Raw genomic sequence first — 25437 nt, forward strand, 5'->3', positions numbered from 1 at the left:
GGTGAGGTTCCGGCGGCCGAAGCTACGTCGGCTGGCCGGGCCGGCCGGTCGCGCCAGTTGGGGTTTGGCCGACCAGGCGCTGTCGAGTCTGAGCAATCTCGCGGTCGGAGTCGTCGTCGCCCGCTCCAGCACTGTCGCTGACTTCGGTGTCTACGCGCTGGCCTTCGGCGGCTACACGATCGCGTTGAACGTGTCCCGTGCGGTCGCGACCGAGCCGCTGGCCGTCCGGCATTCCGGGGAGCGGACTCCCGACTGGGAACGAGCGGTGCGTGCCAGTACGGCGACCGCGTTGCTCGCCGGGTTCCTCGGGATGCTCGTGGCGCTCGGGATCGCGGCGTTCCCCGGCGTGCCGTCGAAGGGGGTGCTGATCGCCTTCGCGGTGACGATGCCGGGGTTGCTGCTGCAGGACGCGTGGCGGTGGGCGTTCTTCGTCGTGGGGGAGGGGCAGAAGGCGCTCCTCAACGACCTGATCTGGTTGCTGGCGATGCTGGTGATATTCGGCGGGCTGTATCTCACCGACACGGCATCCGCGGTCACCCTGACGTTCGCGTGGGGACTGGGTGCGGTGATCGCGGCACTCGCCGGGCGGTTCCAGGCCGGGATCTCGCCGCGTCGGCAGCTGATCCGCGAATGGCTACGGCGGAACTGGGATCTCACCCCGAAGTACATGGGGGAGATGCTCGCGGTCTCCGGCACGATCCAGGTCTACATGCTCGGCATCACCGCCGCGGCCGGGCTTGCCGCCACGGCCGGTATCCGCGGTGCGCAGGTTCTGCTGGGTCCCGTGAACGTCCTCAACCAGGGCATCCGGATGATCTCCGTCCCCGAAGCGGCCAGGGCCCTGCGCCATTCGTACCGCCGCTTGTGGCTTGTCGGCCTGGTCATCTCTCTGGGCGTCGGGGCCGGCGCCTTGGCGTGGGGCGCCGTCTTCCTGCTGCTGCCGGATGCTGTCGGCCGAGAGCTACTCGGCCCCGACGTGTGGGCGCAAGCGCACACCGTCCTGATCCCCGTCATCCTGCTGCAGGCTCTCGGGGCCTCCAACGCCGGCGCTTTCGCCATCCTCCGCTCCCTCGCCGCCGCGACCCGAGGCCTCCGCGTCCGGCTCATCTCCTCCGTCATCCTCATCACCTTCGGCGTCGGCGGTGCCGTGCTGGCCGATGCCAAAGGCGCCGCCTGGGGCCTGGCCACTGCTTCGTTCTGCACCCTTCTCCTGTGGTGGAACGAAGCCCACCGAGCCATCGCCGCCCACCGCCGTACCCCGTCCCCAACCACCTGACGTCCCACCCCTGCACCCCCACCCCCACCCCCACCCCCACCCCCACCCCCACCGCGCCGTACCCCCACCCCGCCGTACCCCGCCGCCCCTGCTTGCATTTGAGGGGTTGTCCGTCGAAATGACCGGTTGTCAGCTCGTATCAAGACCCGACAACCGGCAACGTCAGGGGTTCTCCGTTGAAATGCTCGGGTCGGGGAGCGGGCGAGGGGGAGTGGGGTTAGCGGACTGTGATGGTGGAGTAGCCACCCCGTACGGCGTTGTGGCCGTCATAGGCCTCGATGCGGTACATCTGCGTCGTACCGGACGGAGCGCTCGGATCGGTCAGGGTGATGGTCGGCCTGCTCCAGAAGGTGGAGTTGGCTGTCGTGGTCGCGACGATCGTGTTGGTGGCGCCGCGGAGTAGCCGGTAGGTCAGGGTGATGTCGTCGTTGTCCAGCGAGGTCTGGACGGTGGCCTTGACCTGACCGACCGTCGTACTGGAGAGCGTCGGCAGGACCGGGCCAATGGGAGCGGCGCCGTTGCCGAGGTTCGTGAAGCGGGTGAGACCCTGCTGACCCACGCCGTTGACCTTGGTGAAGTCGCCACCGACCCACAAGTCGCTCCCACCGGTCGCGGACACGAGCGGACCGACCAACGTCGGCGGACCGGCGTTCGTGTTCGGGAACCATGGTCCGAGAGACCCGTTGGCCGGGTTCTGCAGCAGCAGGAAGTGCGTGCCGGTGCCATCGCTGAAGGCACCCGGGCAGCTGTGCGCGTGCGAGCCCTTGAACAGCCACCCGTTCACCATGGTCAGCGCCTCGGTCGCGCCCAGGCAGGTGTTCTTCCACACCAAGTTGCCGGTGGCAACATCCGCGGCCCAGGTCCCGTCGAAGCAGCCACCGCCGTCACCGGCGTTGGCGAAGTACACCCGGCTTCCGGACGTCTCGATGTCCTTCACCCGGGACGTGCACCCACTGGTCGGTAGCGGTACGGCGGACGCTGCGGCGAACGGTAGCAGTGCGCCGGTCGAGTTGTTCACACTCGCGACGGCCCAGCGATTCGCTCCGCCGACCTTGGCGAACGTGCCGCCCAGATAGACCTTCGAGTTGTCGTCGGCCGCGTCGATCGCGTACACGTCGGCGTCCGCGTTCGGGTTCCACGGGAGCAGGCTGCCGTTGACTGTGCTGATCGCGGCCGCGCGGTTCCTGGCGATGTTGTTGACCAGTCCGAACGATCCGCCGAAGTACAGGCTGGTGCCGCCGATCGCGAGTGCCTTGACCCGGTACGAGACGCTCGGCTTGATGGTCGGCACCAGCGCGCCGGTTGCCGTGTCGAACGCCGCGATCCGGTTTCGCACCTGGCCGTCGACGCGGGTGAAGTCACCGCCGACGTAGACCCGCGATCCGTCGGCCGAGGCGACGATCGCCCAGACGAAACCGTTCAGGGTGTGGTTGAAGCTCGTGTCGAGCGCACCGGTCGTCTGATTGAAGGCCGCCAGATAGGTCCGCGTCGTCTGGTTCGTCCCGGCCGCCGCACCCGGTGGACGGACCTTCGTGAACCGGCCGCCGACGTACGCCTTGCCCTTGGCAACGGCCAGGCCGAGCACACTCGCATCGGTCTGCCAGGACGATCCCGCGACGGCGGTCAGCGACGCGCCGGTGCTGACAGCCGGTGGTGCCGGGATCAGGCCGAACGCCAGACCCGCCGCCCCGAGCACAGCAAGCAGTCTTCTCCCCATGATTCCCCCCAGTTCCCCAGTACCCCAGATATCCCCGTACCCCAGTTCCCCGGACTCTCAGGCTACGACCGGCAGGCCCTCCGCCGATCCACAGCCGAAGGGGGTCTGCCCTTTCGGGCAGACCCCCTTCGGACCTACTTCACCTTGATCGAGACCGACGGGCCCTTCACGATGTTGCGGCCGTCGTGCACCTCGATGTGGTAGGTGACCGTCTGGCCACTCTTCACCCCCGTGTCGACCATCGCGTACAGCTTGCGCTTCTCCCAGTAGTAGGAGACGTAGTTGTACGAACCGATGTTCGTCGAGCCCCGGAACACGTTGTACGTCAGCGTCAGGTTGTCCACGTCGTAGACGTCGTTGAACGCCACCCGGACCTGGTTGGCCGTCGTACTGGTCAGGGTCGGTGCCTTCGGCTTGAGCGGGTAGGCGCCGCCCGGGGTGTTGGTGAACCGGGCCAGGCCCTGCTGGACCGCGTTGTTCACGTGCAGGAAGTCGCCGCCGACCCACAGGTCGGTGTTGGTGCCGGCCATCGCCAGCGGACCGACCTTGGTGGTGCTGTTCGGGTTGGCGTCGGTGTTCGGGAACCACGGGCCGAGCTTGCCGTTGATGCCGCTCTCGACCAGCAGGTAGTGCGTCCCGGTGCCGTCGCCGAAACCGCCCGACGAGCTGCAGTTGTGTGCGTGCGAGCCCTTGTAGACCCAGTTTCCGATCGCCTTGATCGCCTCGGTCGCGCCCAGGCAGGTGTTCTGCCACAGCAGCTTGCCGGTCGTCGCGTCGGCGGCCAGCACACCGTCGTAGCAACCGCTGCCGTCACCGCCGTTGGAGACGAACACCTTGTCGCCCAAGGTGTCGATGTCCTTGACCCGGGTGGTGCACTTCAGCGTCGGCTTCGGGATCGCCGCCGCGGCCGGCATCGAGTACGCCGCCCCGGTCGTGGTGTTCACCATCGCCAGCGAATAGTGGTCCTTGCCGTTGATCGTGCTGAACGGCCCGCCGACGAAGACTCTGGTGCCGTTGTCGGACACGTCGATCGCGTACACGTCGCTGTTCGCGTTCGGGTTCCACGTCGTCAGGTCGCCGTAGAGCAGCCGGACCGCGGCGAGGCGGTTGCGGGTCTGGCCGTCGACGCGGCCGAAGGCGCCGCCGATGTACACGGTGCTGCCGGAGATGGCCAGCGCCTTGACGCGGGCCGCGACGACCGGGTCCCAGGCCTGCACGATCCGGCCGGTGACGGCGCTGTACATCGCGATCTTGCTGCGCTTCAGGCCGTTCGCGACGGTGAAGTCACCGCCGATCACCACCCACTTGCCGTCCGGGCTGGTGGCGATGCTGTACACCGGGCCGTTGAGGGTCGGCGCGAACGTGGTCGGTGCGCCGGTGGTCCGGTTGAAGGCGGCGACGTACGTGCGGACTACTTCGCCCTGGCCCGCGGCCTTGCCGGGTGGGCGGATCCGGGTGAACAGACCGCCGGCGTAGACGGTGTTCCCTGCTATGGCCAACGCGTTCACGCTGTTGTTGGTCTGCCACGAGGTCTGCTTGATCGCCGAGACGGCGGAACCGAAACCTGGGGCCGCCGCCACCACTGGCGGACCGGACGGAATCAGTGCGGCGGCCACCACCGCCGCGCCGGTGACGATGGCCAGAACTAACTTCTTCATTTATGTCCTTCGGACGGGCGGGTGCCTCACAACGGTGCGTGGCCTCAAAACACACACCAGCGACGGACATTAGCGGGGTGGGAGCTCGTCCGGAAGACGAGCTCCCACCCGCGTTATGACTTTGTGTCGCAAACCCGAAAAACTTGTCCGAAGCCTTACTCAGCGAGCCTTCTCAGCGGGCCGCGAAGTGCGACTGCACCTGGACCGGAGTGAGTGCGTACGGGTACACCGCGCCCTCGTCGATGCTCATCCCGACCTGGCTCGCGCCACCGCCCGGCCAGTTGGTGTTGTTGTCGTACCCGAGCCGCCACCAGCCGTAGTACAGCGACGCGGTTCCGACGCTCGCGCTTCCTGCGAGCGCACCGTCGACGTACAGCTTCATGGCGCCGTTGTCGAAGGTGCCGACGACGTGGTGCCACTGGCCGTCGTTCTTGCCCGAGGTGCTGGTCAGCGTCTTCTGGGCGCCGTCGTTCACCCCGAACACGATCGAGCCGTTGGTGCGCATGTACAGCTGCCGGTCGCCACCGGTCGCGCTGGTGCCGGCCTTGGAGTTGCCGAAGCCGATGATCCGGCCGCCGCGGTTGGTGCCGCTCTGCTTCACCCAGGCCTCGACGGTGAACTGCTGCGGCATGCTGTAGCCCTTCTCGGACGTCATCCGGCCGCTGGTCAGGGTCGCCGTCATCGCGGTGTTCCCCGCGATCGCCCCGGGCTGACCGAGCACCGCACCACCGAAGGTGCCGTTGTTGCTCTGCCCGGACGAGTCGACGGACGTCGTCGCACCGGCCGGCTCACCCAGCCGCCAGTAGCCCTGCGGACCGTCGGCGTTGATGATCTGGTCGTACGCCGTGGACGGCGCACTGGCGACCGTGACCGGGTCGGAGTAGTTGCCGCGCAACGTCGTACTGCCGTCGGTCACCTCGACGCGGTAGTTGGGCGTCTCGCCCGGCACCACGTTGGTGTCGGTGTAGTGCAGCCACGGCCGATCCCACGGGGTCGACTTGGCCGTCCAGGTCGCGATCGTGGTGTTGCTGAAGCCCTTGAGCAGCCGGTAGGTCAGCGTGCTGTCGTCGTTGTCGACCACGGTCGGGAAGTGGATCTGCACCACACCCGGCTGGACGCTGTACGGCAGCAGCTTGGCCGGCTTGGCCGGAGCCGCACCCGGCGTCGCGTTGGTGAAGCGGGTCAGGCCCTGCTGGCCGACGCCGTTCGTGCTGAAGAAGTCGCCACCGACCCAGAGGTCGTCGCCGCCGGTCGCGAACGCGAGCGGTCCGACCTCGGTGGGCGGTCCGGCATCGGTGTTCGGGTACCACGGGCCGAGCGTGCCGTCGGAGATCTTCTCCACCAGCAGGTACCGGTAGTCGAAGCCCTGGGGGAAGCCGCCGGCGCCCTGGTTGGCGCAGTCGTGCGCGTGCGAACCCTTGTAGAGCCAGCCGTTGACGACCTTGACCGCCTCGGTCGCGCCCAGGCACTGGTTCTTCCACTTCAGCGCGTTGGTCGAGACGTCGACCGCCCAGGTGCCGTCGAAGCAGCCGCCGCCGTCACCGCCGTTGCCGAAGTACACGGTGTCGCCACTGGCGTCGATCGCCTTGACCCGGGTGGTGCAGGAGCCGTTCGGCGGCGGGACCGCGGACGCACCCGGGAACGGCAGTACGGCGCCGGTCGCCGGGTCGAGGCTGGCCACGGTGTTCTGGTTGGTGCCGTTGACCGCACTGAACTGGCCACCGGCGTACACCTTGGAGCCGTCGTCCGCGGCATCGACGGCGTACACGTCGCCGTTCACCGACGGGGCGAACGGGAGCAGGGTGCCGGCGTCGGCGCTGACGGCCGCGAGCCGGTTCCGGGTCAAATTGTTCACCAGGCCGAAGGATCCGCCGAAGTAGACGGTGTTGCCGTGCACGGCAATCGTCTTGACCCGGAAGGAGACCGACGGCTTCCAGGTCGTCACCAGCGCACCGGTGGCGGTGTCGAAGGCCGCGATCCGGTTGCGGGTGACGCCGTTGACGGTGGTGAAGTCACCACCGACGAAGATCCGCGATCCGTCGGCGGAGGCCGCGACCGCGTAGACCTGGCCGTTGAGGACCGGGTTGAACGCGGTGACCAGAGCACCGGTGTTCTCGTCGAAAGCGGCGAGGTACGCCTGCGCGACCTCTCCGGTCCCGGCGGCGGCACCCGGTGGCCGCACGCTCGTGAATCGGCCGCCGGCGTACGCCTTGCCCGCTGCGACCGTGATGCCCTGCACACTTCCGTTGGTCTGCCAGGTCGGGCTCGCCACTGCCGACAGCGAGGCCTCGATGCTCTGGGCGGGCGGCGCGAAAACGACCACCAGTGCCCCGGCGACGAGAGCGCCCACGAGCCCCAGACGCGTGAGCAACCATCTCTTGTTCATCCTGCGGTGTCCCCCTCGGACGGAGGGCGCGCGAAACGGCGCCAAATCAAATTCCCGGCAGCCCCCGGGAATCCCCCGGGGGTCAGAGTAGGGCATGGACCGGACGCTTCGGTACGCCCGATCCCAGCTGCCTATATCCTGGGGCGCTGGCACCGAGTCTGTGGGCGATGGAAGTGGGGTAGGGATGGAACCGGGCACCGTGGTCTGGCGGGAGACCGCTCAGTCACTGCTACGGCAGAAGTGGCTCATCATGGGCTGCATCGTCCTCGGCCTGCTCGGAGCTTCTGTCTTCGCGCTGTCCCAGACGACGCGGTGGACCGCCTCGAGCCAGTTGGTGCTCGGGCCGGCGGTCCCGCCGGCCCTGGTCGGGAAGCTGCCCACCACGGACAAGACCGGTCCGCTCGGGATGGATCTGCCCGCCGAGACGCAGGCCCGCGTGATGGCCAGCCCGACGCTGCTGCACAGCGTGGCGAAGTCGCTCGGCATGGACACCACCGACGACGCGATCCAGGAACTGGCCGCGGTGACCCGGGTCAAGGCGGTCACCGACAACGCGTACCTGGTCACCACCGACGGCCCGACCGCGGCGAAGGCGGTCGAGCGGGCCAACGCGATCTCGAGCATCTACCTGAAGCAGCGCAACGACGAGGCCAAGGCGCTGCTGACCACGCTCGCCGGGCAGGCCCAGGATCGGTCCAAGACCGCGACCCAGCAGTCGAAGAGCCTGGTCAGCCAGATCGACGAGGCCGTCCAGCGGGGCGACTCGCAGACAGCCGCCGCGCTGCGCGACCAGCGGGTCGGGCTGGCGACCGAGGCCCGGCAGGCGGCCGACGACGCGGCCGCCATGGTCAAGGCGCTGACCACGGTCGGTTCCGGTAGTGAACTGGTCACCCCGGCCACCACGGACACCGCGACCTCCTCGCCGATGGTTGCCCGCGACATCCTGGTCGGCGGCATCCTCGGTCTGGTGCTCGGCTTCGGTCTGGCGCTGCTCCGGTCGCACCTGACGCCGTACATCGTGACTCGCGACCAGGCGGCCCGTGCGGCGAGCTCGCCGGTCATCGCCGCGTCGGAAGGCAACCGGCGCCGGTTCTGGCACCGGACGGCTCCCGAGTTGCCGCAGTACGAGATCACCGCGTTGGGTGCGGAGGCGAGCGGTGCGCTCGCCCGCCGCGAGTTGAACCCGCGCGCCTTCGCCGGTGGCGGTCCGGGCGCGATGCTCGTGGTCTCCGCATCCCCGACGCCGAACTCGGCCGGTATCGCGCTGGCGATGGCCGAAGCGAACGCTCGCGACGGCAGGGAGACCTTGCTGGTCCTGGCGGACATCGAAGGTACGCCGGTCCTGTCGCACGTGACCGGGCACGAAGGGCTGACCGACCTGGTGATGGAGCCTGCGGCGACGCGGGCGATCCGGGCCCGGAAGCTGTTCCGTCCGGGCACGGTCGCTGATCTGTACGTGCTTCCGCCTGGCCTGAACCACGAGGAGACGGCTGCGGCCGTTGGTCCGTCGCTGGTGCCGGGCATCGTGGCGGACCTGCCGCCTGGGTACTCCGTCGTCATCCACGGACCGGCGTCCGTCGGACGGCACGGGATCACTCCGCTGGCCGCGGCGGTGGACGCGTCGGTGCTGGTGGTGCAGGTCGGGCACGACAAGGAGATGGACGTTGCCCGGCTGACCGGTGCGTTGCAGTTCGCCGGTGCGCCGGTGCTGGGCGTCGTACTGATCGGTGCCTCGCCGCACGACGAGACGCTGGGCATTCCGTTGAACTACAAGCCGCTCGACACCGCCGCACCGCTGCGCTGATCGTGTTGTCATGATGCGATCCGCGACCGCCTACCGTTCCGGTGGGACCCGTCTGGCGCCGCCGGTGCCGGGCACGGTCGACGGTGAGATCCAGAAGCCGGCGTGGTTCTGGCTGGTGTTGTGGTGCTTGTTCGTGCTGGGTGTGCAGCCGTGGTCGTCGCGAGTCGCGGCGCCGCAGGGGACCACCGGGTCGACGAACAGTGTGATGAAGGGGCTGTTGCTCGGGGCGATCTTCCTGATCGCGATGGCGGCGACCAAGCCCGGGTTCCGGACCCGGGTGAATCCGGCGAGCAGCCTCTACGTGCTGTACGTGATGTTCGCGGTCGCGACGGCGTTCCTGCTGGCGGAGCCGCTCGGGCCGCTGACCCGGTTGGCGCGGTTCATGATCGGGCTGATCCTGGTGTTCCTGCTCTGGCGGCCGCTGGTGCAGGTGCCGGAGCGGTTGGTGCGGGCGCATCTGTGGGCGCATGTGTTGCTCGCGGCCACGGTCGTGGCGAGTCTGGCGTACGCACCCAGTCAGGCGTGGCGGCCGCTCAGTTCGCTCGGCACTGGGTATCGCCTGCAGGGTGTCATCATCCCGATGCTGCCGCCGCGGGTCGGTGAGGTCGGCGCGATCCTGTTCGGACTGGCGCTGCTCGGCCTGCTGTGCCGGAAGCTGTCGATGATCCCGTCGGTCGGGCTGATGGGGCTGGGCGTCGTACTCGTGGCGGCGAGCCGGACCCGTACGTCGGCGGCGGCGATCGCGTTGGGGCTGGTGATCGCGTTGATCATCACCCGGAAGACGTGGGCCGGGCGGATCGCGAGTCTGGCGGTGCCGGGGCTGATCGGGATCGCGTTCCTGACCATCGGATCGCTGCACACCTGGGTCTTGCGTGGGCAGGGGACGCAGCAGATCAGCTCGCTCAGTGGGCGTACGACGAGTTGGCAGGCGGTGCTGGACGAGAAGGTGTCGATCCAGACCGCGATCATCGGTCACGGCCTCGGCAACAAGCGGGTGCTGCTGCGGCGCGGTGAGGGCGACATCGACGTGATGGCGATCGACAACAGCTGGCTCGGCTTGTACTGGGAGACCGGCCTGCTCGCGGTCACGATCGTCGCGATTGCGTTGATCCTCGCGTGGGTCTCGGTCCTCCGGGCACCCACGCCGTACATCCGAGCCTGTGGAGCCCTCCTCCTCGGCTACGTCACCGCCGCCTCCCTCAACGAAAGCGGCCTCTCCGACCTCAGCTCGATGACCGTCCACCTCCTGGTAGCCGCCGCCATCTGCGACGCCGACCGAATCCGCCAAAGATCCCGAACCCAGACCAGAGCTCTACCCCGCTAACCCTCCCAACAGCCCCCACGCCAGTTGCTCAGGGTGCCGCGGTTAGCTGCTTACTGAGTCTTGGTCGAAGCCTGCTTCTTGCCATTGGGGCCAGGTGAGGGTTTTGCCTTGGTAGGCGAAGCGGTCGGCGGACTTGCCGCCGATCTGGTAGCTGTTGTGGCGGAAGGTGATGGCGCCGGGGCGGGTGGGGGAGCCCTTGTTCTCGACGACGCCGGTGCTGGAGGTCGCGTCCTGCATGACGACGAGGTTGCCTTCGATCGTGACGTCGCGGAGGACGTACGTACCCCGCGGTCCGTCACCCCGCGTGCGGGACTGGAGCGAGATCCCGTTGCGGTTGTCCTTGACCAGGTTGCCGCGGACCTGCACCCCGGCGGACGTGTTCACGTTGATCCCGCCGCCGTCCCACAGGCTCCCACCGGACCCTCGCCCGGTCCCATACCCGTTGCCCTCGACAACGTTCTGCTCGATCACGGCCTGGTAGCTGATCTCGTACCGGATCCCGTCTGCCGCGTTGCCGCGGATCCGGTTCCCGGTGATCGTCCGGTCGTACTCCGCGATGTCGCTCCACATCCCGATGCCCCGGTTGCCGACGATGTCGTTGCCCGACACCTCGCCCGACGACCGGGTCGACTTGATCCCCCCGGACTCCCAGTCGGCGATCCAGAACCCGTCGGTGTTGTTCCGGGTCACCAGGTTCGCGGTGATCCGGACGCCCTCGGACTTGTACTGCCCGATCCCGAGCTGCCCGTTGTCCGCGACCGTGTTCCGGCTCAGCTCGGCCCGGTCGCCCTCGATCACCATGATCCCGACCGCGTGGTTCCAGCGGACCTCGTTCGAGACCACCTTCCACCCTGGCCCGACCTGGAGCGCACCTCCCTGCGGCAGGCTGGCGAAGTGCTCGATGGTCAACCCGGTCACGGTGACGTCCTCGGCCGACTTCTCGATCGCAGTCGGCGTCCGCGACATCTCGACCGCACGGCCGTCCGGATCGTCACCGACGTAAACGGCGTTCGAGGCGTAGTCCCCGAAGAATGTCCCCGGCTCCAGCTCTCCGAGGCTCATCACCCGGGTCAGATGCTTCCCGTCGACGAACACCTGCTCGCCCCGCTGGCACGGCTTCGCCTTGTTGTCCTCGCACTGCCCTTTCAGCGGGTACGCCGCCGGCAACACCCCGCGCACCACCCACCGATCGCCGTCCCGCTGCCACCCACTCAGCGCTACAGACCCGGTCAGTACGACGCCCTTCCCACCGGCCAGCGTGTCACCGGCTCGCGGCCGGATCGCCCGGCTGATCCGATGCACACCCTTCGCGAAGCAGAACGTCGTACCTTCCGGCGCCGCGTCGATCACCTTCTGCGGATCCGCTCCCACCGCGATCGCGGTCCCCACACACGCCTTCGCCGTACCAGGTCCCGTCGGCCCCAGTGCAACGGCAGCCGCGGCCGGCGGGGCGGTAGGCACCGTCACCGCAGGCGTCGCCACAGACGGCTTGGCTGAGTCTCCATCACCGGCAGAGCACCCGGCCAGCAGCAGCACCAGTACGGCGCCACCCGCCACAACACCACGACGCCTCATCAACAGCCCTTCACCCACCCCCGGCGAACAGATCTGGAGGAGACTACCCGGAGGTGGGGTGACGACTGTCAGGTGAGGTAGGTGTCCCGGGCGAGGTTGTAGGCGAGGTCCTTGGCGACCTGGAAGGCGTCGTCCTCGTCGAGGCGGTGCTGTACGACGAGGTTGGCCAGATAGCCGGCGTCGATCCGCCGGGCGAGATCGTGCCGGGCGGGGATCGACAGGAACGCCCGGGTGTCGTCGACGAACCCGGACATGTTGTAGAACCCGGCCGTCTCCGTCACCAGCTCGCGGAACCGCCGCATCCCGTCCGGGCTGTCCAGGAACCACCACGGCGCCCCGAGCCGCACCGCCGGATACACGCCGGCCAGCGGAGCAAGCTCCCGCGAGTACACGGTCTCGTCGACAGTGAACAGCACAAGCCGGAAACCGGCCGCGTGCCCGAACCGCTCGAGCAGCGGCCGTAGCGACCGGGTGAACTCGGTCGCCACCGGAATGTCGTGCCCCTGGTCCGGCCCGTACGCCGCGTGGATCGCCGGATCGTGGTCGCGCAGGACGCCCGGGTGCAGCTGCATCACCAGCCCGTCCTCGGCCGACATCACCGCCGACTGGTACAGCATGTGCCCGGCGAACGCACTCGCGTCCTCCGCTGACACATAACCCTTCAAGGCACTCGTGTAGATCCGCGCCGCCTCCGCGTCGGTCAACGGGATCGCCGCCGCGCTGTAGTGCCCGTGGTCGGTCGCCCGCGCGCCCGCCTCGACGAACGCCTGCCGCCGCTGCCGGATCGCCGCCAGGAACCCGTCGTACGTCGCGGTGTCGACGTCGGCCAACTCTCCGAGCCGGGCAGCGAGAACACTCCAGCCGGGCCGGTCGAGGTGCACGAGGGCGTCGGGTCGGAAGGTCGGGACGACTCGGCCGGGCAGGTCCGCGGCGAGCTTCGCGTGCTGGGCGAGGTCGTCGGTCGCGGCGTCGGTGGTCGAGATCAGCTCGATCCCGAACCGGTCGAGCAGGGCCCGCGGCCGGAACTCGGGCTCGGCGATCCGGGCGGAGATCTGGTCGTACAGCTCGTCCGCGGTCTCGGCCGAGGGGTGAGTGGTCACGCCGAGGACCTCGGCGAACTCGTGCTCCAGCCAGTACCGGCTCGGCGTACCGAGGAAGAGGTGCCAGTTCGCGCAGAACTCCCGCCAGACGTCGCGCGGGTCGGCCGGCGCAGTGCCGTCGCGGCGGGGGAGACCGAGGCGGTCGGGGGAGATGCCCTGGGAGATCAGCATCCGGGTCACGTAGTGGTCCGGGACGACCAGCAGCTCGGCCGGGTTGCCGAACGGCGCGTCGGTCGCGAACAGCCCGATGTCGACGTGCCCGTGCAGGCACAGCAACGGCAGGTCCTTCGTCGACGCGTGGATCCGCCGGGCGACGTCGCGTGCCTCGCCGGCAGGCAGGGCGCGGTCCGGATGAGGCTGCAGGGCCTTCGGCATGGGTCCTCCGGGATGAGTGGGCTGAAACGAGTACCGCAAAGGATTGCAGTGCGCACCGGCCCACACAACCCTTTGTCCACAAGGCGAATCTCACTGACCGTCGGTCGACCGTGAACGAAGTCTTGACACAAGTGTGAAACCGATTGCAGACTGCGACGCGGGGCCGACCTGAGGAGGTGACGATGCCTGCGACGATCCGTGACGTGGCTCGGCTGGCAGGCGTGTCGCCGTCCACCGTGTCCCGTGCGCTGTCGATGCCGGAGATGGTCAACGCTGCGACCCGGGTCCGTGTCGCAGCCGCGGTCGAGCAGCTCGGCTACCAGCCCAACCGTGCCGCCCGTGGTCTGATCACCGGCCGCACCGGCAACATCGGCCTGGTCGTGCCCGACCTGGCGAACCCGTTCTTCGCCAGCGTCACCAAGGGCGTGCAGGCGCGCGCCCGCCGGTCCGACACCGCAGTGTTCGTCGCGGACACCGACGAGGACGTGACCGCGGAGGTCGGCCTGGTCCGTGCCCTGTCCAAGCAGGTCGACGGGCTGATCCTGTGTTCACCACGGTCCGGTGACGCTGACCTGTCCGCGATCGCCCAGGACACGAACGTCGTCCTGGTGAACCGCACTGCCGCGGGCATCCCCGGCATCACCTACGACAACGAGGAAGGGATGCGGCAGGCCGTCGCCCACCTCGTTGCCCTCGGCCACCGCCGGCTCGCCTGGGTCGGTGGCCCCGTCACGTCGTGGTCGACCCAGCACCGCGGCATCGGCCTGGAGAACGCCGTCGCCGACCACGGTGTCGAGCTGAGCCGGGTCGGTCACTTCGGGCCGACGTACGAAGGTGGCATGGCGGCGGCGGACCAGGTCGTCGCCTCCGGCGCCACCGCTGTCATCACCTACAACGACCTGGTCGCGATCGGGCTGCTGGCCCGGTTGCACGCACGGGGGATCTCGGTTCCGGGCGACCTGAGCGTGGTCGGCGTCGACGACATCGCGATGTCCCGGATGGCCCGACCGGCGCTGACCACGGTCCGGCTGCCCAAGCAGGAGGCCGGCCGGATCGCGGTCGAGCTCCTGCTGGCCCTGCTCGACGACCCGGACAGCACCGTCGACACCCGCGGCACCCTGCACGGCGAGCTCATCGTCCGTGACTCCACGGGGCCCGCGGCAAGCCCCTGATCTGCCGCCCCGAGCCGATCAATCCCGGCACCACGCCGGGCCCGCCCTTGATCCAGAGGAGATAGACCCGATGCCCCTGCAGCGCAGAACCGGCCGTCGCGTCCGCCGCACAGCCGTCGTCGGCCTGCTCGCCGTACTGGCCGCGTGCGGAGCCCCGACAAGTCCCAACCAGTCGTCCGGCGACACCTCCGGCGACGCGCCGGACAAGCCCTCGAAGGCGGTGACGCTGAACATCCTCGACGTGGCCGGGAACCTGCAGCTGACCCAGCCGATGATCGACGACTTCGTCAAGCAGCACTCCGACGTGATCTCCAAGGTCACCTACTCCAAGGGTCCGGCGCCCGAGCTGTCCGGCAAGATCAAGGCCCAGCAGGACGCCGGCCGGGTCGACATCGACCTGGTGCTGACCGGTACCGACGGCCTCGCGGCCGGCGCGGAGCAAGGCCTGTGGATGGACCTGCTGCCGAAGTACGCCGATCGGCTGCCCGGCATGAAGGACTACCTCGAGCCGGCCGCGAAGATGCAGGAACTGGCCGGCAACGTCGGTGTCACCGTCACCTACTACCCGTCCGGTCCGCTGCTGGAGTACCTGCCGGCCAAGGTCCCGTCACCGCCGAAGTCCGCCGAGGAACTGCTCGCCTTCGCGAAAGCCAACAAGGGCAAGGTCATGTACGCGCGCCCGGCCAACTCCGGACCCGGCCGGACCTTCCTGATGGGCCTGCCGTACATCCTCGGTGACAAGGACCCGAAGGACCCGGTCAACGGCTGGGACAAGACCTGGGCCTACCTCAAGGAGCTCAACCAGTACGTCGACTTCTACCCGTCCGGTACGGCGGACACGATGAAGGCCCTGGCCAACGGTTCGGCCAGCATCATCGCCAGTACGACGGGCTGGGACATCAACCCGCGCGTCCTCGGCACCGTGCCGAAGGAGGCCGCGATCACTCCGCTGAAGGGCTTCCACTGGGTCACCGACGCGCACTACGCCGTCGTACCGAAGGGGGTCTCGACCGACAAGCAGGCCGCGATCCTGCAGCTGCTGCAGTTCATGCTGACGCCGGAGCAGCAGGCGAAGGCGTACGACAAGGGCTACTTCTACCCCGGTCCGGCGATCAAGGGTGTCGACCTGTCGAAGGCACCGCAGGAGAGCCAGGATGCGATCACCGAGTTCGGCCGGCCGGAGTACGACAAGTTGATTGCCGACAATCCGAACGAGGTGCCGTTGGACGCGAAGGCTCTGGTCGCGGCGTTCGACAAGTGGGACCGAGAGGTCGGCGGCAGCAAGGTGAAGAAGTCGTGAGTGGTTTCGGCCGGCTCCGGCTGGAGGGCGTCGGGCGCCGGTTCGGGACGGCCGACGCGCTGACCGGGCTGGACCTGACGATCGAGCGGGGCGAGTTCATCGCCCTGCTCGGCCCGTCCGGTTGCGGCAAGTCGACCGCGCTGAACTGTCTGGCCGGGTTGCTGCCGTTGACTGCCGGCAGCATCTGGCAGGACGACCAGCGGATCGACACGCTGCCGCCGGAGAAGCGCGGCTTCGGCATGGTTTTCCAGAACTACGCGCTCTTCCCACACCTGACCGTGCGGGACAACATCGCGTTCGGTCTGCGGATGCGCCGGCTGCCGAAGGACGAGATACGGCGCCGGACCACCGCGGCGATCGAGATGGTCCGGCTCGAGGAGCACGCCGGCAAGCTGCCCGGGCAGCTGTCCGGTGGCCAGCAGCAACGCGTCGCGATCGCCCGCGCGACCGTGCTCGAGCCGTCGCTGGTACTGATGGACGAGCCACTCAGCAACCTGGACGCGAAGCTCCGGCTGGAGATGCGGACCGAGATCCGCCGCCTGCACCAGTCGCTCGGCCTGACCACGGTGTACGTGACGCACGACCAGGAGGAGGCGCTCAGCATGGCCGACCGTCTGGTCGTGATGCGGGAGGGCCGGGTGCAACAGATCGGCACGCCTGAAGAGGTCCACACGACGCCGACCACCTGGCACGTCGCCGACTTCATGGGCTACCGCAACCTGTTGCCTCTCGCGGCGCAGAGCGTGGCCGGCGAGGTCGTGACGGTCCCGCTCGGCGGTGCGACGATCGACGGCGTGGCGCAAGGTACGGTCGCCGCCGGCGAGGACGTGGTCGTCGCGGTGCGGCCCGAGGACGTGAAGCTCGGCAACGAAGGCCTGCAAGGTCTCGTCGAGGTGGTCGAGTACCAGGGCCGCGAGCTCGCAGTGGAGGTCGTGCTGGACGACGGCACGCGTCTCCATGCCAGGACCGAACGCAAGGTCCAGGCCGGCGAGTCTGTGTCGGTGGCCATCGACCCGAGCCGCCTGCTGGTGTACGCCTCCGACCGTCCCGCGGCCGAACTGGTGACAGCGGGGCTCGCGGTATGAGCGAGACCGCGAGCTGGCAGCACCGGCTGGCCGAGCGTGGCGTCGACCGGCGGCTCTGGTTGTTGCTGCCGGCCACTGTCTTCGTGCTGCTGCTGTTCATCTACCCGTTCCTGTACGGGCTGAGTCTGTCGTTCCAGCCGCTGAAGGGCGGCGGGGCTCTGGCCAACTATCAGAAGTTCTTCAACGACGCCTATCAGCGCGACACAATCGTCACGACGCTGAAGATCGCGCTGCCCGCGGCACTGCTGAACGTGCTCGCCGCGGTGCCGATCGCGTTCCGGATGCGCGGCCGGTTCCGCGGCAAACGGCTGCTCACGACGGTGCTCGTCGTACCGATCACGCTCGGCACAGTGCTGACGGCGCAGGGACTGCTGAACTATCTCGGCCCGACCGGGTGGTTCAACCGGATCCTGATGGCTGTCCATCTGATCGACGACCCGATCCGGCTGACCAACAACTACTGGGGCGTGTTCTTCTCGCTCGTCATCACCGGGTTCCCGTTCGCGTTCCTGCTGGTGCTGTCGTACCTGAGCGGTATCGATCCCACCCTCGAACGGGCCGCCGCGACGCTCGGCGCGTCCCGGGCGCAGCGGTTCCGCCGGATCACCCTGCCGCTGCTGGCTCCCGGGCTGGCGACGACGTTCCTGCTCACGTTCGTGCTCGCGTTCTCGGTCTTCCCGTCGGCGGTCCTGGTCGGCAACCCGGCCGGATCGACCCGGGTGATCTCGCTGGCGGCGTACCAGGCGGCGTACGAGCAGTACGACTACGCCTACGCCTCGGCGATCGCGATGATCATGGGCGTGGTCGAGCTGATCGTGGTGGCGATCGTGCTGCTGTGGCGGTCGCGGCTCTACACCGGATCGACAGGAGGCAAGGGATGAGCACGCGAGCCCTCAAGGCGACGCCGACCGCCTGGCTCATCTGGGCCGTGGTGGTGTTCTTCTTCGTCAACCTGGCCGGTGTGGTCGGGTCGGTGCTGGTCAGCTCGTTCGGCCGTCGCTGGTTCGACACCTGGGTCCCGGACGGCTTCACCACCCAGTGGTACGGCGACGCATGGCACGAGTTCGGGTTGTTGCAGGTCATCTCCGTGACCCTGATCGCCTCGGGACTGGTCGTCGTACTGTCGGTCCTGGTCGGCGCGCCGGCGGCGTACGTGCTGGCCCGGCAGAACTTCCCGGGCAAGCGGCTGGTGTACCTGACCTTCCTGCTGCCGATCCTGATGCCACCGATCACGTACGGCATCCCGCTCGCGACCGTGCTGTACAAGTTCGGTTTCGCGGGTCACCTGTCCGGCGTGGTGCTGGCGAACCTGGTGCCGTCGGTGCCGTTCGTGATCCTGACCATGACGCCGTTCATCGAGCAGGTGGATCCGAAGATCGAGAGTGCGGCCCGGATGCTCGGGGCGAACACCCGCGCGGTGTTCCTGCGGATCCTCGCGCCACTGCTCGTGCCGGGCCTGCTGGCCTCGGCGATCTTGGTGCTGGTCCGTACCGTGGGGATGTTCGAGCTGACCTTCCTCACCGCCGGTCCGGACTCGCAGACACTGGTGGTCGCGCTGTACTACTCGATGTCGGCAGCCGGCATCCGCGCCCAGCAGTCGGTCGACGCGATGGCGGTCATGTACACGGCGATGATGCTGGTGCTGCTCGTGGTCGCGCTGCGTTTCGTCAACCCCACGCAGTTGGTCGCCCGTGTGAAGGAAGAACCCGAATGAAAGCTGAGGTGCACGCTTGAGCAGGCTGAGTCTCACCAATCTCCCCGTCGCCCCCGCGGTCGATCCGCGGGCGTTGTCGGTCGGCATCGTCCATCTCGGGCTGGGGGCGTTCCATCGCGCCCACCAGGCCGTGGTCACCGAGCGTGCCGCCGTCGCCGCCGGCGAGACGCGGTGGGGGATCACCGGGGTGAGCCAGCGCTCGGGCAGGGTCCGCGACCAGCTTGCGCCGCAGGACGGTCTGTACTCCGTTCTGGAGCGTGGACTCGGCGATCCGTCGGTGCAGGTGATCGGCAGCATCCGTGAGGTCCTGACCGCCCCGGAGGATCCGGACGCTGTGGTGGCACGGATCGCGGATCCCGCGGTGTCCGTGGTCACGCTGACGGTGACCGAGAAGGGGTACCGCGCGGCCGGTCACGGCCTCGACCTGGACGATCCCGAGATCCAGGCGGACCTGACCGGCCGCCCCCCGCGCACCGTGGTCGGGCAGCTCGCGGCCGGGCTGGCGCGCCGGGACGAGCCGTTGACGATCGTGTCGTGCGACAACCTGGTCGCCAACGGGCCCTTCCTGCGGAAGCTCGTGACGGACTACTTCGAGGCCCTGGGCAAGGTTCCCGAGGTGTTCGAGGCGACCCGGTTCCCGGCCAGCATGGTCGACCGGATCGTGCCGGCGACCACCGACGCGGACCGTGACGAGGTGGCCCGGCTGCTCGGCGTACGGGACGAGGCGGTCGTGGTCGCGGAGCCGTTCCTGCAGTGGGTGATCGAGGACGACTTCGCGGGGGACCGGCCGGCGTGGGAGCGCGGTGGCGCTGTCCTCACTAGCGACGTTGCGCCGTGGGAGCAGGCCAAGCTGCGGATGCTGAACGCCACCCACTCGATGCTTGCCTACCTCGGTGCTCTGCGCGGGTACGAGACCATCGCTGAGGCGGTGCGGGACGAGGAGTTGTCCGCGCTGGCGCGTGAGCTCATGGCGGAGGACGTCGTACCGACGTTGAACGCGCCGGACGGGCTGGACTTGACCGAGTACGGCGCGTCCGTCCTCGAGCGGTTCGCCAATCCGGCGTTGAAGCATCGGACCACGCAGGTCGCGATGGACGGGTCGGTGAAGCTACCGGTCCGGATGCTCGGGACGGTCCGCGACCGCCTGGCTGCGGGCGCCGAGCCTCGGGTGATCTCGCTGGCCGTCGCTGCCTGGATGGTCTACGTGCTGAAGACGCCGATTGTCGACGATCCGCAGGCTGACCGGCTGAAGGCCGCGCTGGCGAGAGCCTCCGACCCGGCCGCCGTGGTCGACGCGCTACTCGGAATCGACTCGGTTTTCACTCCCGACCTACGCGACTCGACAGTCTTCCGCGACCTACTGATCGATCACGTCAGCTCGCTGACCACGTAGCCCACGCCACCCCCTGCCCACCACGGGGCGTACGCCGCCCGCGGGCACCACGGGGCCCGCGCCGCCCATGGCCACCACGGGATCCGCGCCGCCGCCCGTGATCGCCATCGGTACGCCACCCGGACAGGCGGGGCGGTGTGCCTTTGCATATACGGCGTCTCGACGGTGCACTACCTGTCCAGCTGCACACCACTGGCAGCTCGACCCGAGACCGGGGAGCCTGATGTGCCGGATCGGGTAGGGAGAACTCCCCGAACTCGCCCATCAGACAGGACAGCCGACATCCCCTCACCTCGCCGTGTTCTCCCCTCGTCTTCCCGGGGAAGCAGACCAGTTGATGGGGTAGTCCCTCGAATGGCCGCAGCGCGCTGAGCGTGTCCTGGGGTGCCGGGAACTGTGGGGGCGCATTTGGACAGGAGGTGTCGGGCAATCTGTAGTGCACCTGAACCGAATCTGCGCTGCATGTACGGCGTCTCGACGGTGCACTACCTGTCCAGCTGCACACCACCGGCAGCTCGATTCGAGACCGGGGAGCCTGATGTGCCGGATCCGGCCGGGAGAACTCCCCGAACTCGCCCATCAGACAGGAGAGCGGATGTCTCGTGAGTGGTCTACGCTCGTCTTGCCGTGAGGAGAACTCGTCCTACCGTGGGAGAAGCGAGCAGGTGACAAGTTGTCCTCTTTACATGGCCGCACCGCGGGGCTGAGGTCGTCAGTTCGCTGATCGCCGGGTTGTGAAGGTGCTCGTCGTGTCCTGACCGGACTTGCGCCACTCCTGGGCGCTGTACCACTGGCCGGTCTTCTGGAACCGGTCGGCGGTCAGGCTGTCCAGGATGTAGGTGTTCTTGTCCAGCGTCACCTCGCCGAGTGGGATGGCCGCGCCGGCGTTCTGCACCATGCCGGTAGCGGTCGTCCCGCCGCGCATCGTCACCTGGTTGCCGGAGACGACGATGTCGCGGAGCACGTTCAGGCCCCACGGGCCGGAGCCGCGGGTGCGGGACTGGATCGAGATGCCGTTCACGTTGTCGGCGACCACGTTGTCGCGGACCTGGACGTTCGACGACGTGTTGACGTTGATGCCGCCGCCGTCCCACAGCGACGTACCCGAGCCACGGCCCGTGCCGAGGCCGTTGCCGCTGATCTCGTTGTTCTCGATCACGCCGTTGCGGCCGATCTCGTACCGGATCCCGTCCGCCGCATTGTCGACGATCTGATTGGCGTTGAAGGTCCGGCCGTCGTCGTACGCGTCGCTCCACAGCCCGACGCCCCGGTTCAGCTTGATCAGGTTGCCGGTGACCCAGCCGCCGCTGGACCAGGTGGTCTTGATCCCGCCCGACTCCCAGTCCGCGATCCAGAAGCCGTCGGTGTTGTTGTAGCTCACCTCGTTGGCCGAGATGGTGCCCTTGAGGGTGCTGTACTGCCCGACGCCGAGTTGGCCGTTGGAGTGGATGAAGTTCTTCTCCAGGACGGCGCCGTCGGCGTTCACCAGCATCGCCCCGACCGCGTGGTTCCAGCGGATGTCGTTGGCGACGACCTTCCAGCCCAGCCCGAGCACGACCGCGCCACCTTGTGGGGGTGTCGCGAAGTGCTCGATCGTCAGCCCGCGTACGGTCACACCGCCGGCTGTCGACTGGATCGCGGTCTCGGTCTTCGACATCTCGACCGACCGGCCGCGCGGGTCGTCACCCAGGTAGACGGCGTTCGCCGCGTAGTCGGCGTAGAAGGTGCCGGGGGCAACCTTGTCTCGAGAGGCCACCCGGGTCAGGTGTTTGCTGTTCAGGAAGACCTGCTCACGCAGGTAGCAGATGTTCGCGACGTTGTCCTCGCACTGCCCGGTCTGCGAGTACGCCGGTGGCAGGACTCCCCTGGTCACCCAGTCTCCGTTCGACGCGGTCCACTTGGTCAGCGGCACCGACCCGGTCAGTACGGCGCCCTGATCGCTGGCCAGCACCTGGTCAGCCTTCGGGTGGATGGTCTGCGTGATCCGGTGCCAGCCGGCTGTGAAGCAGAACGTCGTACCGTTCGGTGCATCGTCGACGATCTTCGCAGCGTCTTGCCCGGGCTTGATCGTGACTCCGGCACACTTGGGCGCCTGCGATGGTCCCGATGGGAACGCCGCGTCCGCGGCGGGCGGCGTCGTGGGCAGCTCCGCTGGGGGAGGCGTCGGTTGCACTCCGGGCATGATCGCGTGCAGCGGATCTTCAGACGGTGCCGCAGGCAACAGGCCGGCCGAGGATGCCGCGGGCAACAGACTGAACTCGCCCTGCACCAGCACGTCGTCGGCAGGCACGCTGTGCGCAGGCAAGGCTGTCGTAGCGGCGAAGGTGCCGACTGCAACGATCGCCACAACTGCGGTAGCTGTCTTCATTGCGGAGCCTCCGGGGGCACAGGTGGATCCTGAGCGCACCCCCCATGGCGCGGCTTCGAGACAGCAGACTACTACGTCAGGTAGTTATTGCAATACATTCCGCAGCACAATTTGTTGCACCAAGCCACGATCGTGTTGCGGTGGGCAATCGCCCGACTCCTTGCGCCGGGCAAGCGTTCCGGCTCAGTTGGCAAGGAAGCTGCCTACTAGGTCTAGGCCGGCTTTCTGCCAGCCGTCGGCGGTGAGTTTGCTGCCGAACATCGAGAAGCGCTTGGCGCCCAGAGCGTCGAGGACGTACTTGTTGCCGCTGAACACGACCTCGCCGTCGGGTACTTCGGCGCCGGAGTTCTTCACGATGCCGGTGCTCTGGGTGCCGCCGGTCATCTCGATCGTGTTGCCGGTGATGCTGATGTCGCGCAGCAGGTACGTGCCCCACGGGCCGGAGCCGCGGGTCCGCGACTGGATCGCGATGCCGTTGACGTTGCCCTTGACCACGTTGCCGCGGACGGTGACGCCGGAGGAGGTGTTGATGTTGATCCCGCCGCCGTCCCACAGCGACGTACCCGAACCACGACCGGTGCCGAAGCCGTTGTTGGTGATCGTGTTCTTCTCGATCGTCCCGTTCCGGCTGATCTCGTAGCGGATCCCGTCGGCGGCGTTGCCGATGATCTGGTTGGAGCTGATCACCCGGCCGTCGTCGGCGACGTCGGCCCACATGCCGACGCCGAGGTTGGCCTTGATCAGGTTGCCGCTGACGGTGCCGGAGGAGCGGGTCGACTTGATGCCGCCGGACTCCCAGTCGGCGACCCAGAAGCCGTCGGTGTTGTTCGAGCTGATCACGTTCCGCGTCACGGTCGCGTCGGCCGAGCTGTACTGGCCGAGACCGAGCTGGCCGTTGTTGCGGATCAGGTTCTTCTCGACCTCGGTCTTGTTCGCCTTGACCAGCATCACGCCGACGGCGTGGTTCCAGCGGACGTCGTTGGCGGTGACCTTCCAGCCCGGGCCGGAGACCAGGGCACCGGCCTGCGGCGCGCTGGCGAAATGCTCGATCGTGAGCCCACGGACCTCGACACCGGTCGACCCGGACTCGATCGCGGTCGACGTCTTCGACATCTCGACCGAGTGGCCGGCGGGGTCGTCGCCGAGGTAGATCGCGTTCGCGCCGTAGTCGGCGTAGAACGTGCCCGGCGCGACCTTGGAGGTGTTGCCGACCCGGGTCAGATGCGCGCCGTCGAGGAACAGTTGCTCACGCAGGTGGCAGATGTTCGAGACGTTGTCCTCACACTGCCCACTCGCTCCGTACGCCGCCGGCAGCGCGCCACGCACCACCCACGCCGAGCCGGACTTGGTCCAGCCGGTCAGCGGCACGGATCCGGTCAGGACGGCGCGAGCCGCGCTGGCCAGCGTCATGTTCGCCTTCGGCCGGATCGTGTCGGAGATCCGGTGCAGACCGGCCGCGAAGCAGAACGTCGTCCCGGCGGGCTTGGCGTTGACGATCGACTGGGCGTCGTCACCAGGCTCGATCACCACGCCGCTGCAGGGACCGGCGAAGGCCGGGCCGGCGTCGCCCTCGTCCGCCGTGGGGACCGTCGGGCCGGCGGGGGAGGTCGGCTCGGTGGACGGCGGCTTGCTGGGCTGCGTGGTGGGCTTCTTCGACGGCGGCCTGGTGGTGGCCTTCGGCGACGACGTCGCCGGATGCGTGGCCGTCGGCTTGGGTGCGCGGTGTGAGGGGAGCACACCGGAAGCGGCTGTGTCGCGCGTCGGACGTGACTTGGCGGCAGTTGTCGCGTTGTTCTCGTTGGCGATCACCGGGAGCGCGATCGTAACGACTGCCAGCGCAGCAGCGATAAGCGCTGCGAACCACAACTTCCTCAATGCACCCTCCGGGGTTGCGGTCCCTGGAACCAGGTGTAGCCACCGCGAGACTTAAGGTAGTGCCATGCGGGTCGCCATGTTGCACAACCGTTACCGGACCGGTCAACCCAGTGGCGAGAACACCGTTGTCGCGCAAACGGTTGATTTACTGCGTAACTCAGGACATGAGGTCGACCTGTACGCGCGGAACAGCGACGATATCGCCGCGATGAGCCGAAAAGATCGCGCACTGTTACCGTTCCGCTCCGTCTGGTCATTTTCGGCCGAACGCGATTTAACACTTCTATTGCAGGAAAATCGGCCCGATGTCGTGCACGTGCACAACACGTTCCCGCTGTTCAGTCCCTCGGTACTGCGAGCGGCGTACCGGCTGGGCCTTCCGGTGGTGGCGACGCTGCACAACTTCCGGCTGATGTGCGCCAACGCGGTGCTGCAGCGTGACGGCAAGCCGTGCGAGTCCTGTGTCGGCAAGCTTCCGTGGGCCGGTGTGGTGCACAGTTGCTACCGCGAGTCGCGCGTGCAGACGTTGCCCCTGGCCACGAGCATCGGCGTCCACAACACCCTGCACACCTGGCAGCGGTACGTGACGACCCTGGTCGCGCCGTCGGCGTTCGTCCGCGACCGGTACGTCGCCGGTGGCTTCGATCCCGAGCTGTTCGTGGTGAAGCCGCATGCCGTCCCGCACTCCGGGCAGGTTCGCAGCGGAGCCGGCGAGGCGGTCGTGTTCCTCGGCCGCCTGGAGGACGACAAGGGTTTCGCGGATCTCCTGCAGGCGTGGGATTCCTCGCTCGGGAGGCTGATCGTCGTCGGCGACGGCACGCTCCGCGCCGAGGCGGAGCAGCGCGCCAGGAACGACCTGTCGATTCAGGTGCTTGGTCAGCTTCCCTGGGCCGACAGCATGGAAGTACTGCGGTCCGCGCGCGCCGCCGTCGTACCGGCGCGTTCGTATGAGAGCTTCGGTCTCGTGGTGGTGGAGGCGTTCGCGCACGGGGTCCCGGTGGTCGCGTCCCGGCTCGGGGCACTGGCCGAGCTGGTGGACGACGGGGAGACCGGCGCGCTGACCGAGCCCGGTGACCCGGAAGGACTGCGCAAGGCCCTGGGGTTGGTGACCGATCCCCGGACTTCGGTAGCCTTCGGCGAACGAGCCCGGCAGGTCTATCTCAACCGCTTCACCCCGGAGCGAGACCTCGCGGCCACGGAGAGGATCTACACCGATGCGATCGCGCGGCACGCCGACGGCGGGCGGACGCGACGGGGGCGCTGGGTGGACCGTGACTGACCGGTATAGTGCCGCTGACGCGGGGGGACGCGTCGT

17 protein-coding genes are annotated in these 25437 nt (G+C 68.3%); 10 read left to right on the top strand and 7 right to left on the bottom strand.

Features of this window, described 5'->3' with window-relative positions; genetic code table 11:
• Position 1: 1 nt before the first annotated feature.
• Positions 2-1276, top strand: coding sequence for a hypothetical protein (locus ACGFH6_RS13735; RefSeq protein ID WP_393383484.1), 1275 nt, complete (start codon positions 2-4; stop codon positions 1274-1276).
• A 217-nt stretch (positions 1277-1493) separates the two neighbouring features.
• On the opposite strand, the gene ACGFH6_RS13740 is transcribed toward ACGFH6_RS13735, so the two are convergent.
• From ACGFH6_RS13740 to ACGFH6_RS13750, 3 genes are all read right to left on the bottom strand, one after another.
• Positions 1494-2993, bottom strand: coding sequence for a fibronectin type III domain-containing protein (locus ACGFH6_RS13740; RefSeq protein ID WP_393383486.1), 1500 nt, complete (start codon positions 2991-2993; stop codon positions 1494-1496).
• 134 nt (positions 2994-3127) lie between these two features.
• A complete protein-coding gene (locus ACGFH6_RS13745; RefSeq protein ID WP_393383488.1) occupies positions 3128-4651 on the bottom strand; it encodes a fibronectin type III domain-containing protein in 1524 nt (507 codons plus the stop codon).
• Between the two features lie 172 nt (positions 4652-4823).
• Entirely contained in the window at positions 4824-7037 is a 2214-nt protein-coding gene (locus ACGFH6_RS13750; RefSeq protein ID WP_393383490.1) for a LamG-like jellyroll fold domain-containing protein, read from the bottom strand.
• A 184-nt stretch (positions 7038-7221) separates the two neighbouring features.
• Between ACGFH6_RS13750 and ACGFH6_RS13755 the strand changes: the two genes are divergently transcribed.
• Positions 7222-8841: a Wzz/FepE/Etk N-terminal domain-containing protein gene (locus tag ACGFH6_RS13755; protein WP_393383492.1), complete on the top strand. Its 1620-nt coding sequence runs from the start codon at positions 7222-7224 to the stop codon at positions 8839-8841.
• A gap of 10 nt (positions 8842-8851) precedes the next feature.
• On the top strand, positions 8852-10165 hold the full coding sequence (locus ACGFH6_RS13760) for an O-antigen ligase family protein (RefSeq protein WP_393383494.1): 1314 nt from the start codon (positions 8852-8854) through the stop codon (positions 10163-10165).
• Between the two features lie 42 nt (positions 10166-10207).
• Here the strand turns inward: ACGFH6_RS13760 and ACGFH6_RS13765 are convergent, their stop codons facing one another.
• Both ACGFH6_RS13765 and uxaC read right to left on the bottom strand, forming a co-directional pair.
• On the bottom strand, positions 10208-11740 hold the full coding sequence (locus ACGFH6_RS13765) for a right-handed parallel beta-helix repeat-containing protein (protein WP_393383495.1): 1533 nt from the start codon (positions 11738-11740) through the stop codon (positions 10208-10210).
• 68 nt (positions 11741-11808) lie between these two features.
• Positions 11809-13215 carry a glucuronate isomerase gene (uxaC, locus tag ACGFH6_RS13770; protein ID WP_393383496.1) on the bottom strand — a complete coding sequence of 469 codons (1407 nt, stop codon included), beginning with the start codon at positions 13213-13215 and terminating at the stop codon, positions 11809-11811.
• 182 nt (positions 13216-13397) lie between these two features.
• Here uxaC and ACGFH6_RS13775 point away from each other — a divergent pair, with 182 nt between their 5' ends.
• The 6 genes from ACGFH6_RS13775 (at position 13398) to ACGFH6_RS13800 (ending at position 19879) form a co-directional block, all read left to right on the top strand.
• Positions 13398-14387 carry a LacI family DNA-binding transcriptional regulator gene (locus ACGFH6_RS13775; RefSeq protein WP_393383498.1) on the top strand — a complete coding sequence of 330 codons (990 nt, stop codon included), beginning with the start codon at positions 13398-13400 and terminating at the stop codon, positions 14385-14387.
• Positions 14388-14457: 70 nt separating this feature from the next.
• Entirely contained in the window at positions 14458-15687 is a 1230-nt protein-coding gene (locus tag ACGFH6_RS13780; protein ID WP_393383500.1) for an ABC transporter substrate-binding protein, read from the top strand.
• Entirely contained in the window at positions 15684-16772 is a 1089-nt protein-coding gene (locus ACGFH6_RS13785; protein ID WP_393383502.1) for an ABC transporter ATP-binding protein, read from the top strand. The genes ACGFH6_RS13780 and ACGFH6_RS13785 overlap by 4 nt, the downstream gene beginning before the upstream one ends.
• Positions 16769-17653: an ABC transporter permease gene (locus tag ACGFH6_RS13790; RefSeq protein ID WP_393383504.1), complete on the top strand. Its 885-nt coding sequence runs from the start codon at positions 16769-16771 to the stop codon at positions 17651-17653. The genes ACGFH6_RS13785 and ACGFH6_RS13790 overlap by 4 nt, the downstream gene beginning before the upstream one ends.
• Positions 17650-18486: an ABC transporter permease gene (locus ACGFH6_RS13795; RefSeq protein WP_131350915.1), complete on the top strand. Its 837-nt coding sequence runs from the start codon at positions 17650-17652 to the stop codon at positions 18484-18486. The genes ACGFH6_RS13790 and ACGFH6_RS13795 overlap by 4 nt, the downstream gene beginning before the upstream one ends.
• 16 nt (positions 18487-18502) lie before the next feature.
• A complete protein-coding gene (locus ACGFH6_RS13800; protein ID WP_393383506.1) occupies positions 18503-19879 on the top strand; it encodes a mannitol dehydrogenase family protein in 1377 nt (458 codons plus the stop codon).
• 712 nt (positions 19880-20591) lie between these two features.
• Here ACGFH6_RS13800 and ACGFH6_RS13805 read toward each other — a convergent pair.
• On the bottom strand, positions 20592-22247 hold the full coding sequence (locus ACGFH6_RS13805; protein WP_393383508.1) for a right-handed parallel beta-helix repeat-containing protein: 1656 nt from the start codon (positions 22245-22247) through the stop codon (positions 20592-20594).
• A 183-nt stretch (positions 22248-22430) separates the two neighbouring features.
• Positions 22431-24056 (bottom strand): right-handed parallel beta-helix repeat-containing protein, encoded by a 1626-nt coding sequence (locus ACGFH6_RS13810; protein WP_393383510.1) that lies wholly within the window; start codon positions 24054-24056, stop codon positions 22431-22433.
• Between the two features lie 142 nt (positions 24057-24198).
• Between ACGFH6_RS13810 and ACGFH6_RS13815 the strand changes: the two genes are divergently transcribed.
• Complete coding sequence (locus tag ACGFH6_RS13815) at positions 24199-25401, top strand: glycosyltransferase (protein WP_393384820.1); 1203 nt, start codon at positions 24199-24201, stop codon at positions 25399-25401.
• Positions 25402-25437: the final 36 nt, after the last annotated feature.

The organism is Kribbella sp. NPDC049227, assembly GCF_043197265.1.
GTDB lineage: Bacteria > Actinomycetota > Actinomycetes > Propionibacteriales > Kribbellaceae > Kribbella.